Source organism: Saccharopolyspora indica, assembly GCF_027853965.1.
Classification (GTDB): Bacteria; Actinomycetota; Actinomycetes; order Mycobacteriales; family Pseudonocardiaceae; genus Saccharopolyspora; species Saccharopolyspora indica.
In genome coordinates this window covers 145,616-159,215 of sequence record NZ_JAQGLB010000005.1, presented here as the reverse complement: position 1 = coordinate 159,215, position 13,600 = coordinate 145,616, and the positions used below count along the sequence as shown (strand labels likewise).

Sequence of the window (13,600 nt, the reverse complement as noted above, 5' to 3'; positions counted from 1 at the left end):
ACGTCCGGGCCGCGGTGCCGCCGGGTGGGATCAGCGGTGGTCGCGCAGGAACGTCAGCACGATCTCGGCGATCTCGTCGGGGGCTTCGAAGACCATGCCGTGGCTGGCGTCGACCTCCTGGACCTCGACTCCGGGCCGCTGGGCGGTGAGCCGGGCGAGGTCGCGGCGCAGGCCTTCCTGCAATGCCCGCATCAGATCGGTGAACTCCGGTGGGAAACCGGTCAACCGGGTGGCCAGGACGAGCAGGAAGGGGCTGCCGAGCTCGGCGAAGACCGGGAGGGCGTCGAGGAATTCGGGGCTGTTGCGCAGCGATTCGAGCAGCTCCGGGCCGGGCCGGGCCAGCGTTCGGTCGTCGTGCACCTGCCAGCCGCGCCGGGTCTGCTCGATCCAGTGCTCGACGTCGATCCCGGCCTGCGCCGCGAAGGCGCGCTGCTGCTCCAGCACCGCGGCGGCCTGCTCGGCGCTCATCGGCTGCCCCGCTGCTGAGGCTTGCGCGTCGAACACGGCGCGCAAGCGTTCGAGCTGCGCGTGCAGCTGTTCGTCCGGCAGTCCTGCGTAGTTCTCCGGGTGGGTGAGGGCCGCGCGGTGGCCGTCGAGGCTGATGGCGGCCGGGCAGTCGGGGTGCCGGAGCGCCCACAGCGCGGCGATCATGCCGCCCAGGGAGTGTCCGACGACGGCCGGGCGGGACAGCCCGAAGTGCCCGGCCAGCGCTTCGAGGTCGTCGAGCACGTCGTCCCACGTCCACGGCCCGTCCCCGGAGTGCCCGTGGCCGCGCAGATCCACCGAGATCACCCGGTGCTCGGCGGTGAGCAGCGGCGCGAAGTTGTGCCACGCCAGCAGGTTTCCGCCCGCACCGTGCAGCAGCACGACTGCGGGCCCGTTCCCGCCGTGGTCGCGGGCGGCGATCCGGGTGCCCGGGGAGTCGATCAGGACGTCGTTCACTCGCTGCCTCCGGAGATGTGGTCGATCCGCGCGCGGATCGATGCGGTGTGCACGCCGCCGTCCGGGTGGCGGTCGAGCTTGCCGCGGTTGACCAGGTCGTGCACGCCCTGGCGGGTGATGCCCAGGATCGCCCCCGCGGTGGCGAAGGAGACGTGGTCGGTGCAGGGGTGGCCGAGGCGGCGCGCGACGACCCGCCCGAACGGGGTGCGCCACCGGTGCGCGGTCATGCCGAAAGCGCGCTGCGGACTTCTTCGGGGATCGGGGTCTTCTGCCCGGTGGCCGGGTCGACGAACACGTGGCGCACTTCGCCGTCGGTCAGCAGCCTGCCGTCGCGGTGGAACTGCGGGGAGATGACCATGCTGGTGGTGCCCAGGTGCGTGACCGGCAGCGAGATGTCGATCTCCTCGTCGAACCGCGCCGGTGCCCGGTAGCGCAAGCGGGTCTCGGCGACGACGAGGTCGGCGCCGCGCTCCAGCACCTGCTGCCACGAGCCGATCCGGGCGCGGAACAGCTCGACGACCGCGACGTCGTAGAAGAACATGTAGTGGCCGTTGAACACCACGCCCTGCTGGTCGCACTCGCTGTAGCGGACCCGGATCCGGTGGGTGAAGGTGTCGGTCATGCGCGGCTCTGGCCCCGGACCTGCAGCGACGCCAGCAGCTTCGCGGTGGCCTGCTCGATCTCGTCGACGGCCTGCTCGAACGCCGCGGCGTTGTGCGCGGCGGGCTGCCGGAACCCGGAGATCTTGCGGACGTACTGCAACGCCGCCGCGCGGACGTCACCCTCGGTGACCTCGTCGGCGTAAGGCGGGCGGAGGGTCTTGATGCTGCGGCACATGGGCACTTCCCGGGTCGGCTCCGGCGCCGGCCGGAGTGGGTGAACTGTGCTGTCCCGGCCATGCTAGGTGGCGCAGCCGACGAAAGTGCGCGATCCGCGGTCAGCTGTCCGGTGCTCTGTAGGCGGGTTCCGGGTTCAGGGCGGTCAGCAGTCGGTGCGGGCCGCGGCGCAGTGCTTCGCTGACTGGGTCGTCGCGCAGGGTCGGGTCCGCTCCGGGGCCCTGCCGGGCGGTGATGTCGGCAGGGGCGGGGGTGGTGTCGCACGCCGGGCACGATCCGGTGGCGGTGAGGTCGGTGCCGCAGGTGGCGTGGCTGAAGATCCGCCGGGCACCGCCGGGGGAGAACCAGCGCTCGCCCCACCGCGCCAGCGTGTAGACGGTCGGCCAGAGCTCGATGCCGCGCTCGGTGAGCAGGTAGTGGACCTCGGTGCCGTGCGGGTGCCGTTCGAGCAGGCCCTCGGAGACCAAGGTCTTCAGCCGGGCGGTCAGCACGGCTCGCGGGATGTCCAGGTGCGCCTGGAAGTCGCGGAAGTGCCGCACGCCGTAGAAGCAGTCCCGGAGCACCAGGAGCGTCCAGCGCTCGCCGACGACTTCCAATGCGCGGGCCAGCGAGCAGTCCTGGCCGGTGTAGTCGCGTCCCAATCCCACGAGGTCACCCTACCATCCGATTCGGTGGTTGAACTCGTAGGTTCATTCATTGAACTTCTGCTGCTACGGTTGAGCCCGAGAGCCTTCAGCCGCCGAATCCTGGGAGCAGCAGTGACGACCGAACCCGCGGTCGATCGTTCCGCGATCACCCGTGCGACGCTTGCGATCTCGTGCGCGGCGACCCTGCTCGTGCTCATCAACTTCACCGCTCCGATGGTCACCGTGCGGATCATCGGCGCGGAGCTGGATTCCGGGGCTTCGGGGCAGACCTGGATCCTGAGCAGCATCAGCGTCGGTCTCGCCGCGTTCCTGCTCGTCGCGGGGAGCCTCGCCGACGGCTTCGGCCGCAAGCGGGTCTTCGTGACCGGCGGCGTACTGCTCGGCCTGGCCAGCGCGATGTGCGCGATGGCGCCGACCGCGCTGGTGTTCGTGCTGGCCCGCGTCGTCCAAGGCGGTGCGAGCGCCGCTCTGCTGGCCGCCGGCCTCGGACTGCTGGGGCACGTCTTCCCGCCCGGGCCGGAGCGGGCGCGGGCCACCGGCCTGTGGGGTGCGATGGTGGGCGGGGGCATCACCATCGGCCCGGTGTTCTCCGCGCTGCTGAACAAGGTCGCGGACTGGACGCTGGCCTACTGGATCATCGCCGCGCTCTCCCTGCTCCTGGCCGGGTGGGCGGCGCTGTCGCTGGAGGAGTCCCGCAGCGAGCGGGCGCGCAAGCTCGACCTGGCCGGTGTGATGACCCTCGGTGGCGGGCTTTCCTTCCTCGTCGCGGCGCTCACCGAGGGCCGTGGCGGCTGGACCCGCCCGCACGTCCTGGTCTGCCTGGCCGCGGCGCTGGTGCTGCTGGTGGCGTTCGCGCGGGTGGAGCGCAAGGCCGCCGACCCGATGCTCGACCTGGGATTGCTGAAGAGACCGGCATTCCTGGCCGCGACCACCGGTGCGCTGGTGACCGGGGCGGCGGTGGTCGGGTTCATGACCTACGTGCCCATAGCGGTGCAGCAGGTGCTCGGCCTCAGTCCGTTGGCCAGCGCCGTGCTGTTCGGCGTGTGGGCGGGCGTGTCCTTCCTGGTCGCGCCGCAGGCGCGCCGGCTGACCGGCCGCATCGAGGCCCGCAACCAGATCGCGGGCGGGCTGGCGCTGTGCGGGCTCGGCCAGCTGGCCCTGATCGGGATCGGCGTGCAGTCGGCGTGGTGGCAGCTGGTCCCCGGACTCGTGCTGGCCGGTGCGGGCAGCGGGATCGCCAACGCCTCCTTGGCCGGGCTGGCGGTGCAGAGCGTGCCGCCGAACCAGGTGGCGATGGGATCGGGAGCGAACAACACCGCCCGCTACCTCGGCTCGTCGGTCGGGATCGCGCTGGTCGCCGCGGTGCTGACGATGGCGCCCGGCGGTGGCGGCCCTGCCGGGGAATTCGCGTCCGGCATGACCTGGGCGGCGGTCGTCTCCGCAGCGCTGTCGATCCTCGGTGCGGTGGTCGTGGCCTCGCTCCGGACCCCGGCCCGCTCCGCGAAGCGGGCCGCAGCAGGATCGGCCTGACCAGCATTCGCGCACAACGTTGTTGCTGCACAACGGGATTTCCCCGAGCGCCGGGTTCGCCGACGACGTTGCGCGACCCGGCCGCCGGGATATGATCTTGTCGTTCGCAGCTCGGCCCGGCTCGCAGTTCCCGCACCGCTTCGCGAGCGGCCGCCGCTGCCCGTGCGGATGCTGGAGGAGAGGTTCTCACCGTGCTGAAGTCGCTTGCAGGGAGCCGGGTGCTGGTCACCGGCGCGAGCCGGGGGATCGGCAAGGGCGTGGCCGCGGTCTTCGCCGAGGCTGGCTGCAACGTGCTGATCACCGGCCGGGACGAGGACGCGTTGGCGAGCACCGCCGACGAGCTCTCGGGCCGGGCGCCGGAGGGCGCCCAGGTGGCCTGGCTGGCCGCCGACACCGCCGAACCCGAGGATTGCCGCGCCGCGGCGGCGGAAACGGTCCGCCGCTTCGGCGGGATCGACGTGCTGTGCGCGAACGCCGGGGTGTTCCCGGAGGACCCGCTGCCGAGCATGACCCCGGAAGGCCTGCAGCGGGTGATGGCGACCAACTTCAACGGCACGGTGTACTCGGTGCAGGCGTGCCTGGACGCCCTCGCCGAATCCGACCTGGGCCGGATCGTGGTCACCTCGTCGATCACGGGGCCGATCACGGGTGTCCCCGGCTGGAGCCACTACGGCGCGAGCAAAGCCGCCCAGCTGGGCTTCATCCGGTCCGCCGCTCTCGAGCTCGCGGCCAAGGGCATCACCATCAACGCGGTGCTGCCCGGCAACATCCGCACCGAGGGGCTGGACGACCTGGGCGAGGACTACCTGCGCCGGATGTCCGCGTCGGTGCCGCTGGGCCGGATCGGCTCGGTCGCCGACATCGGCTACACCGCGCTGTTCCTGGCCAGCAGGGAAGCCGGGTACATCACCGGTCAAACGATCGTGGTCGACGGCGGCCAGGTGCTGCCGGAGAGCCTGGACGCCATCGGCGCACCGTAGGGTCGGTCGCCCTGGGAACGGCACCGGGGCGAAAATCACGTGCAGCGCCGAACTGCGGTCTGCTACCGTCGTCGACGTGCGATTCCACTACTTCCTCTGAGAGCGCCGACCTCGGTGCCGGACGGCCATGAGCCGGTCCGCACCTGAGTCCGTCGGTCGTTGAACGCACTTCTTTTCCGGATTCCACCGCCTGCCCAGGGGTTGCGCCCTGCCGTGCCGCGGGGAATCCGCCTCGGAGGAAACGTGTCCATTCGCACTGAACTACCTGCGCGCGCCCGAGCGCACCTCACCGCCACCGGACTGCACCTCGTCCGCGGCGGGGGCCCGGTGCTGACCGGGGTCGACCTGGCGGTCTCCGCCGGTGACCGGCTCGGCGTGGTCGGCGAGAACGGAACGGGCAAGACCACCCTGATCCAGGTGCTCGCCGGGAAGCTGACCGCCGACCGCGGCACGGTGCACCGCGCGGGCACCGTCGGCGTCGCGGACCAGGAGATCCCGGTCGGTCCGGCGCGCACCGTGGGCGACCTGATCGACCTCGAACTCACCGAGGTCCGGCGAGTCCTGCGGGAGCTGGACGAGGCGACCGAGGCCGTGGTCGCGGAGCGGCCGGAGGCCGACGAGCGGTACGCCGAAGCGCTGGCGGCGGCGGAGGCGCTCAACGCCTGGGACGCCGACCGGCAGGTCGAGATCTCGCTGGCCGCGCTCGGCGCCGTCGCCGACCGGGGCCGGCCGCTGGCGACGCTGTCGGTGGGGCAGCGCTACCGGGTCCGGCTGGCGTGCCTGCTCGGCGCCGGGCACGACCTGCTGCTGCTCGACGAGCCCACCAACCACCTCGACGCCGGTGGGCTCGAGCACCTCACCGCGCGGCTGCGCGAGCACACCGGCGCGGTGGTGCTGGTCAGCCACGACCGGGCACTGCTCGCCGACGTGGTCACCGCGGTGCTCGACCTGGAACCGGGCCGGGACGGGCGGCCGCGCGTCTACGGCGGCGGCTACCTCGGCTACCAGGAAGGCCATCAGGCCGAGCGCGAGCGCTGGGAGCACGAGCACCGCACGCAGCAGCGCGAGCACCAGCGCCTCGCCGACGACCTGTCGGCCGCGCAGAACCGCCTGTCCACCGGCTGGCGGCCGGAGAAGGGCACCGGCAAGCACACCCGCGCCACCCGCGCGCCGGGCCTCGTCCGCGCCGTCCACCGGCGGCAGGAGGATCTGGCCGCGCACCGCGTGGACGTTCCCACGCCGCCGCTGCGGTTCCGGGCGCCGGAACTGGGGAACCTGCCCGGAGTCCGGCTGCTGCAGGCCGACGCGGTGACGCTGCGCGGCAGGTGGGCGCAGCCGCGTTCGCTGCTGCTGCAATCCGGCGACCGGCTGGTGATCACCGGCCCGAACGGGGCGGGCAAGTCCAGCCTGATGGCCGCGCTCGCCGGCGCGGTCGAGCCGACTTCCGGTGCCGTGCAGCGCAACCGCGCCGCGCGGATCGCCTGGCTGTCCCAGGAAGCACCGGCTCCGTCGCGGCGGACCGCGCACGAGGAGTACGAGGCGGCGCTGGCGGACTCCGACCGGATTTCGCTCTCCGAGCTCGGGCTGTTGCCCTCGGCGGCGCTCGGGCGGCCGGTCGCGGAGCTGTCGGTCGGGCAGCAGCGCCGGTTGCAGCTCGCGATCGCGCTGGCCGCACGACCGCACGTGCTGCTGCTCGACGAACCGACCAACCACCTGTCCACCAGGTTGGTCGACGAGCTGACCGAGGCCCTGGCGGTGACCTCGGCGGCGGTGGTGGTCGCCACCCACGACCGCCAGCTGCTGCGGGACACCGCGGACTGGCCTCGGCTGCGGCTCTGAGGCCGGGACTCGCGGTGCGCGCTGGTCGCGCGCACCGCGAGCTCCGCTCCCGGCGTTACGCTGGCTGCCTGCGACCGAAGTGCGAGAGGAACGACCACGATGCCAGCCACTCCGCTGCCGATCTGCGCGACATGCGGCATGCAGTACTCCCACCCGCGGCCCGACTGCCCGGTCTGCGAGGACGAACGGCAGTACGTTCCGGCAGGCGGCCAGCGGTGGACCGACCTGGAGGCGCTCCGCTCCGGTGAGCGCACCGCGCTGATCCGCGACGAGGGCGAGGTGCTGGGCATCGGCTGCGAACCGGGGTTCGCCATCGGTCAGCGCGCGCTGCTGCTGCGCACCGAGGCCGGGAACTTCCTGTGGGACTGCCTGTCCTATTTGGACGACGAGATCGTCGAGACGGTCAACGACCTCGGCGGGCTGGCCGGAATCGCGATCAGCCACCCGCACTACTACACCACGGTGGTCGAGTGGGCCCGCGCCTTCGACGCCCCGGTGCACCTGCACGCGAGCGATCAGCAGTGGATCGGCAGGCCGGACCCGGCGATCCAGCTGTGGGAGGGCACCACCCGGCAGCTGGCGCCCGGCCTGACGCTGCTCAACCTCGGCGTGCACTTCGCGGGCGGCACCGTGCTGCACTGGGAGCGCGGTGCGGGCTCGCTGTTCAGCGGCGACATCGTGCAGGTCATCCCGGACCGCACGCACGTGGCCTTCATGTACAGCTACCCGAACTACATCCCGGAGCGGCCCAGCGTGGTCCGCCGGGCCGCACGGCTGCTGGAGCCCTACCGCTTCGAGGCGCTCTACGGCGCTTGGTGGGGCACGGTGATCCCGGCCGGTGCGGACCGCATCGTCCAGCGCTCCGCCGAACGCTACCTGCGCTTCGCCACCGAGGAGTAGGGCTCACACGTCCACCGTGACGGTGCACCGCCAGCCGTGCTCGTCGTGGGCGAAGGAGAACCCGTGCAGGGAGATCGCCTTCGGCGCGGCTCCGGTGAAGCGCACGCGATCGACGTCCACTTCGGACAGATCGAGCGCGAGGCCGGTCGGCGTGGGCCGGGCTTCGACGGACCGCGGCACGGTGCCCCCGGCGTCGAGCCGGTAGATGATCTCGTCCAGCGCGGCGAGCAGCAGCTGCTCGTCACCGCCGTCGATCTCCGCGGAGGTGGTTCGGGCCGGGGCCGTTCCGGGGACCTCCGCGAATGCTGCGATCAGCGCGCAGGCGGCTTCGGCGAGGCATTCCTCGCGGGTGGTGCCCCACGCCTCGAACCGGACGTCGGCCGTGTGCGGCAGGAAGCGGAAGCCACCGCTCACCCCTTCACCACGCCCAACGGCACGAGCCTGGCCACCCTGCGGCACAGTCCGGCGCCCTCGGCGACGGCCACCACCGCGTCGACGTCCTTGTACGCGGTCGGCGCTTCCTCGGCCAGCCCACGCGCGGAACTCCCGCGCACGACGATGCCGCTGTGCTCCAGCTCCCGCCGCAGCTGCCGCGCATCGATCGTGCGAACGGCCTGGTGGCGGCTCTGCGTGCGCCCGGCCCCGTGGCAGGTCGAGTGGAACGCGTCGCCACCGGCGACCCCGGCCAGCACGTGGGAAGCGGTGCCCATCGAGCCCGGGATGAGGACCGGTTGCCCGGCCTCCCGCAGGCCCGGCGGCAGCTCGGGGTGACCGGGTGGCAGCGCGCGGGTGGCGCCCTTGCGGTGCACGCAGAGCGTGCGGCGCTGCCCGCCCACCTCGTGCGTCTCGATCTTGGCCAGGTTGTGCGAGATGTCGTAGACCAGGTCCAGTCCGCGGCCGGTGGCCTCCCGCAGGACCTCACCGGCCGCGACGCCGAGCACGTGCCGGTTCGCGCGGGCGTAGTTCGCCGCGGCGGCCATCGCGCCCAGGTAGGCCCGGCCCGCCGCGGAGTCCACCGGAGCGCACGCCAGCTGCCGGTCGGGCACCGACAGGCCGTGATCGGCCATGCTCTCGTCCATCCGCCGCACGTGGTCGGTGCAGATCTGATGGCCCAGTCCCCGCGAGCCGCAGTGGATCATCACGCACACCTGGCCCGGGTGCAGCCCGAAGGCCCCGGCCAGAACCTCGTCGTAGATCTCGTCGACGGCCTGCACCTCCAGGAAGTGGTTGCCCGAACCGAGGCTGCCGACCTGGCCGAGCCCGCGGTCCAGCGCGCGGGCGCTGACCCGGCCGGGCTCGGCGTCGGCGACCGCTCCGCCGTCCTCGCAGCGCTCCAGATCGCGTTGCACGCCCCAACCCCGCTCGACCGCGTAGTGCGATCCCTCGGCGAGCAGGCGTTCGAGACCGTCGCGGGACAGCTGCCACACGGCTCCTCGCCCGGCTCCGCGCGGAGTCGCCCGGCTGAGGCCGTTGAGCACCTTCTCGGCCACCCTGTGGAAGTCCGAGCGCTCGAGGTCGGCGGCCAGCAAGCGCACGCCGCACGAGATGTCGAACCCGACCCCGCCCGGCGAGACCACTCCACCCGCCCGGACGTCGGTGGCGGCGACCCCGCCGATCGGGAAGCCGTAGCCCCAGTGCATGTCGGGCATCGCGTAGGAGGCGCCGACGATGCCCGGCAGCGCGGCGACGTTCGCCACCTGGACCAGCGAGCCGTCGTCCTTCGGCGGCAGCAGCCGGCGCGATGCGAACACCACGCCGGGCACCCGCATCGCACCGTGCGGCTCGATCCGGAACCGGAAGGGCGTCTCCTCGACGAGCTCCACGCCTCCGCAGTACCCAGCACCGCCGGATGCGACACGCGCGTCAGGCCCCGGCCACGGAGGAGTAGTGCGAGGCGTCGCCGGTGCGGGTCGTGCTGCGGACGCCGTCGACGCCGACCGGGACGTCGCCGGCCAGCGTGATGCGGTGCAGGCGGCGCGGCTGGTCGTCGTAGTCGGCGATCGCGTAGTGCTGCGTGGCCCGGTTGTCCCAGATCGCCAGGTCGCCGTCCGCCCAGTTCCAGCGGACGGTGTTCTCCAGCTGGACCACCCGGTTCTGCAGCAGCTGGAACAGCGCCGCCGACTCCGGGCTGGTCAGGCCCACCAGGCGCCGCACGAAGTGGCCCAGCAGCAGCGAGCGCTCACCGGTCTCCGGGTGCACCCGCACCACCGGGTGCTCGGTCTCGAAGACGTCGTTGACGAACTCCTTCCGGTACTCCTGGAACTTCACGTCGACGCCGCCGGTGCGCTGCTCGTCGATGTTCGCCGCGTAGTCGTAGGAGTTGCTGTGCACCGCCCACAACCGGTCCACCAGCGCCCGCAGCGAGTCCGGCAGCTTCTCGTAGGCCGCCACCGTGCTGGCCCACGTGGTGGTGCCGCCGTAGGAGGGCAGCCGCACCGCGCGCAGCAGGCTGATGGCCGGGATGCGGTCGACGAAGGTGACGTCGGTGTGCCAGCTGTTGGCCTTCGAGTAGTCCGAGTCGATGGGCAGGACGTTGGCGTGCTCGCGCCCCTTGACGGTGGGGTGGGCCAGCGTGGGTTCGCCCAGCAGCTCGGCGAAGGCCAGCTGCCCGGCGTCGTCGAGGTGGTGCTGGTCGCGGAAGAAGATCACCTTGTGGGCCAGCAGCGCGGCGCGGATCTCGGCCACCGCGCCCGCGTCCAGATCACCGCCGAGGCGGACGCCGTCGATGCGCGCCCCGATGTGCGCGCCGAGCTTGACGACCTCGACCTGGGTGCGGTCCAGCTGTGCGGTCATGGTTGTCCTCCCGGGAGGTAGGAAGAAGGCTGCGTTGCCGGATGGTTTCGGCGCGGAGAAGGCGGAGTCGATCCACCTCGGACGAACGCTAAGGACGGTTGTCCGGAAGCGGCAAGGGTTTTCGGTCGACTGAAAATAAGTCGGCCGTCGCGTCCCGCATCGCGGAAGGCTTTGACACCACCTGCCGCGCGGTGGATTCTCGGCCCATGCAGCAGATCCGAACCCAGCGCCAGCACGGCACCCCGGCTTCCGCCGCGCCGTGCTGTTGCCGCGGTTGATCGCGCGATCCCGGACTTCTCCCACCACCGAAAGCAAACCCGCGCACCCCGGCGCGTTCGCCGGGTGCTGCGGCGCGCTGTTCTCCCGACCGGACAAGGCAATCCGTGACGACCATGCTGTCCGCGCGCCCCAGCGGGGTGCGCGAAGCCAACGCCGCCACCGTCCTGGACGTGATCCGCCAGGCGGGTCCGCTGTCCCGCGCCGCCATCGAGCGCCGGGTGGCGCTGAGCCCGCCGACGGTGAGCCGTCAGGTGGCGGCGCTCATCGAGCTCGGGATCGTCCGCGAAGCACCGGAGCTGACGCACTCCGGTGCCATCGGCCGCCCCCGGGTGCCGGTGGACATCGATGCGACGGTGCTGGCCGCGTGCGGCGTGCACGTCGGCGTCAGCACCACCACCTTCGGGCTGTCCGACCTGCGGGGCAGGCTGCTGGCCGAGGAGCGCCTGCCCACGCCGGGCGGCGGCCCGGAGGACGTGCTGGGCTTCCTGGCCTCCCGGCTGGCGGTGTTCCTGCGCCGCTGCCCGCAGCGCAGCGTGGTGGGCATCGGCCTGGTGACCGGCGGGCACGTCGACCCCGATCGCGGTGTGGTCGACCACGAGAGACTCGGCTGGTACCAGGTGCCCGCCGGTGAGCTGCTGGCCGCCGCCACCGGACGGCCGGTGCACGTCGACGGGCACCTGCCCGCGATGGCATCGGCGGAGCTGCTGTTCGGGCTGCGCCAGACCCCGAAGAGCCTGCTGTACTGCTACGCGCGCCAGGTGGTGGGCGTGGCGCTGGTGTCCGGTGGCAGGCTGCACCGCGGGCCCGGGCGAGGCAGCGACATCGCGCACCTCGCGGTCGGCACCGACGTGCGCTGTCCCTGCGGGCGGACCGGGTGCCTGGAGGCCTCGGTGTCCGAGCAGTCCGTCCTGCGCGAAGCCGTCGCCGACGGGGTGATCGAGCGCCCGGACATCCACCTGCTGCACGCCGCCGCGGCCGCCGGTGATCCCGGCGCGGTGCGGATCCTCGTCGCCCGGGCCCGTGCGCTGGGCCGCGCGGTGGCGGCAGTGCGCGACGTCGTCGATCCGGACGTGGTGGTGCTCGGCGGCCAGGCGATCACCGATGCGCCGGACCAGCTCGACGAGCTGCGGCACAGCTTCGCCGACCACACCGCGCTGCCCGGCGCACCGCCACCGCAGGTCACCCGGTTCGGCGCCGACGTGCAGGCCGTCGCGGCCTGCACCAGCGTCCTCGCGCACCTCTACGACCGGCCGTTCGCCCTGTTCACCGCTGCCCGAAGGAAATCATGACCCATCCCATCGGCCGTCGCGGCCTGCTGCGCGGGCTCGGCATCGGCGCCGCACTGCTGGCCACCGGCTGCGAGTCGGCCGTGGCCCGGCAGGAGCGCGCGGTTCCCGCCGGCCCGCCGAAGCCCGGCGGCACCGCCGAACTGGGCCTGCTCGCCGACCTGGTGCCCAAGAACCTGTTCACCAACACCGGCCCGGCGATCACCACGATGATCGGCCTGGTCTTCGACCGGCTGGTCCGCTACGGCCCGTCGGGCCTGGAGCCGCGGCCGTCGCTGGCCACCTCCTGGGCCTTCGAGCCGGACGGCCGGGCGCTCGCGCTGCGCCTGCGCGAGGGCGTCCGATTCCACAGCGGACGGGAGTTCACCGCCGCCGACGTCGAGTTCTCGCTGCGCTCCTACGCCGATCCGCAGTGGAACGGGCAGCTGCGCAGCACCGCGGCCGCGATCACCGGCATCGAGGTGATCGGTCCGCACGAGGTGGTGCTGCGCTTCGCCCACCCGCTGAGCAACATCTTCGACCTGCTGGACACGGTGCCGGTCATCGACTCCGAATCGGTCGTCGACCTGCGCGCGGGCACGCGGTTCGTGGGCACCGGCCCGTTCCGGTTCGAGCGGTGGCGGCCCAACACCGAGCTGCGGTTCACCCGCAATCCCGACTACTTCGTGCCCGGCAGGCCCTACCTGGACGAGGTGCGGGCGCGGATCATCCCGGAGAAGTCCTCCCTGCTGTCGGCGCTGAAGTCGGGGCAGGTGCACTTCGCCGACACCCTCGGCCACCGCGACGTGGAGTCCGCGGTGCGCCTCGGCGCCGCGCGGGCGATCACGCTCACCGGGGCCGAGCTGCAGGCCTACGTCGGCACGAACGTGACGACACCGCCGCTGGACGACGTGCGCATCCGGCGGGCGATCGCGCACGCGCTGGACCGGGACCGGATCATCACCGAGGTGTTCCGCGGCGCGGGCCACGCGTCGTCGCTGCCGTGGCCGAAGGACAGCCCGGCCTACGACGAGGTGCGCGCGGGGCGCTACGCGCGGGACGTGCCGCGGGCGCGTTCGCTGGTGGCCCAGCACGGCCCGGTGCCGGTGCTGCCACTGGTCTACGCGGCGAAGGACCCGTCGTTGGCGGCCGTGGCGCAGATCGTGCAGAACAACCTCGCCGAGGTCGGCATCGAGGTGCGGCTCGAACCGCTGGACCGGGCGCAGTTCACCCAGCAGCTGATCGCCGGGGGCTTCCGCGGCCTGTGGGTGACCACGCACTCCTGGGCGCAGCTGACTCCTTCGACGCTGACCGTCAGCGCCTACCCGTTCAACGCGCGCAAGAACGCATCGCACTTCACCTCACCGGCCTACACCAGCGCCGCCGACGCGGCCTGGCAGCTCAGCGGTGATCCGGCGACCGCGCACGCCGCGCTGTCCGACCAGCTGCTCGACGAACTGTTCCTGATCGAGATCGGCGTGTACCGGCAGCGCTGGGCGCACTCGCCCGCGCTGCAGGGCATCGGCTACAGCCGCCGCCGCGAGCTCGACCTCTCCGAAGCCTTCCTGGCCTGATCCGCGAAAGGAGGT

At 72.6% G+C, this 13,600-nt stretch carries 14 protein-coding genes; 6 read left to right on the top strand and 8 right to left on the bottom strand.

Annotated features, from left to right (window positions below):
* Positions 1–30: 30 nt before the first annotated feature.
* The 5 genes from OU416_RS13835 to OU416_RS13815 all read right to left on the bottom strand — a co-directional run bounded on the left by OU416_RS13835 (position 31) and on the right by OU416_RS13815 (position 2,425).
* On the bottom strand, positions 31–942 hold the full coding sequence (locus OU416_RS13835; protein WP_270927323.1) for an alpha/beta hydrolase: 912 nt from the start codon (positions 940–942) through the stop codon (positions 31–33).
* Positions 939–1,169, bottom strand: coding sequence for a hypothetical protein (locus tag OU416_RS13830; protein ID WP_270927322.1), 231 nt, complete (start codon positions 1,167–1,169; stop codon positions 939–941). Before OU416_RS13830 ends, OU416_RS13835 begins: the two co-directional genes overlap by 4 nt.
* Positions 1,166–1,564: an acyl-CoA thioesterase gene (locus tag OU416_RS13825; RefSeq protein WP_270927321.1), complete on the bottom strand. Its 399-nt coding sequence runs from the start codon at positions 1,562–1,564 to the stop codon at positions 1,166–1,168. The genes OU416_RS13830 and OU416_RS13825 overlap by 4 nt, the downstream gene beginning before the upstream one ends.
* Positions 1,561–1,779: a DUF2277 domain-containing protein gene (locus tag OU416_RS13820; RefSeq protein ID WP_270927320.1), complete on the bottom strand. Its 219-nt coding sequence runs from the start codon at positions 1,777–1,779 to the stop codon at positions 1,561–1,563. The genes OU416_RS13825 and OU416_RS13820 overlap by 4 nt, the downstream gene beginning before the upstream one ends.
* Positions 1,780–1,879: 100 nt before the next feature.
* Positions 1,880–2,425 (bottom strand): winged helix-turn-helix transcriptional regulator, encoded by a 546-nt coding sequence (locus OU416_RS13815; RefSeq protein WP_270927319.1) that lies wholly within the window; start codon positions 2,423–2,425, stop codon positions 1,880–1,882.
* Positions 2,426–2,536: 111 nt separating this feature from the next.
* Here OU416_RS13815 and OU416_RS13810 point away from each other — a divergent pair, with 111 nt between their 5' ends.
* The 4 genes from OU416_RS13810 (at position 2,537) to OU416_RS13795 (ending at position 7,674) form a co-directional block, all read left to right on the top strand.
* Positions 2,537–3,955 (top strand): MFS transporter, encoded by a 1,419-nt coding sequence (locus OU416_RS13810; protein WP_270927318.1) that lies wholly within the window; start codon positions 2,537–2,539, stop codon positions 3,953–3,955.
* 191 nt (positions 3,956–4,146) lie between these two features.
* Positions 4,147–4,935 (top strand): 3-oxoacyl-ACP reductase FabG, encoded by a 789-nt coding sequence (gene fabG, locus OU416_RS13805; RefSeq protein WP_270927317.1) that lies wholly within the window; start codon positions 4,147–4,149, stop codon positions 4,933–4,935.
* A gap of 243 nt (positions 4,936–5,178) precedes the next feature.
* Positions 5,179–6,774, top strand: a complete 1,596-nt coding sequence (locus OU416_RS13800) for an ABC-F family ATP-binding cassette domain-containing protein (protein WP_270927316.1) — start codon at positions 5,179–5,181, stop codon at positions 6,772–6,774.
* Between the two features lie 99 nt (positions 6,775–6,873).
* Positions 6,874–7,674: an MBL fold metallo-hydrolase gene (locus OU416_RS13795; protein WP_270927315.1), complete on the top strand. Its 801-nt coding sequence runs from the start codon at positions 6,874–6,876 to the stop codon at positions 7,672–7,674.
* 3 nt (positions 7,675–7,677) lie between these two features.
* On the opposite strand, the gene OU416_RS13790 is transcribed toward OU416_RS13795, so the two are convergent.
* The 3 genes from OU416_RS13790 to OU416_RS13780 are packed head-to-tail and all read right to left on the bottom strand — an operon-like array spanning position 7,678 to position 10,467.
* Entirely contained in the window at positions 7,678–8,088 is a 411-nt protein-coding gene (locus OU416_RS13790) for an archease (protein ID WP_270927314.1), read from the bottom strand.
* Positions 8,085–9,497 carry an RtcB family protein gene (locus tag OU416_RS13785; protein ID WP_270927313.1) on the bottom strand — a complete coding sequence of 471 codons (1,413 nt, stop codon included), beginning with the start codon at positions 9,495–9,497 and terminating at the stop codon, positions 8,085–8,087. Before OU416_RS13785 ends, OU416_RS13790 begins: the two co-directional genes overlap by 4 nt.
* Positions 9,498–9,537: 40 nt before the next feature.
* Entirely contained in the window at positions 9,538–10,467 is a 930-nt protein-coding gene (locus OU416_RS13780; protein ID WP_270927312.1) for a TauD/TfdA dioxygenase family protein, read from the bottom strand.
* A 392-nt stretch (positions 10,468–10,859) separates the two neighbouring features.
* Between OU416_RS13780 and OU416_RS13775 the strand changes: the two genes are divergently transcribed.
* Both OU416_RS13775 and OU416_RS13770 read left to right on the top strand, forming a co-directional pair.
* On the top strand, positions 10,860–12,035 hold the full coding sequence (locus OU416_RS13775; RefSeq protein WP_270927572.1) for an ROK family transcriptional regulator: 1,176 nt from the start codon (positions 10,860–10,862) through the stop codon (positions 12,033–12,035).
* Positions 12,032–13,585 (top strand): ABC transporter substrate-binding protein, encoded by a 1,554-nt coding sequence (locus tag OU416_RS13770; protein WP_270927311.1) that lies wholly within the window; start codon positions 12,032–12,034, stop codon positions 13,583–13,585. The genes OU416_RS13775 and OU416_RS13770 overlap by 4 nt, the downstream gene beginning before the upstream one ends.
* Positions 13,586–13,600 lie beyond the last annotated feature (15 nt).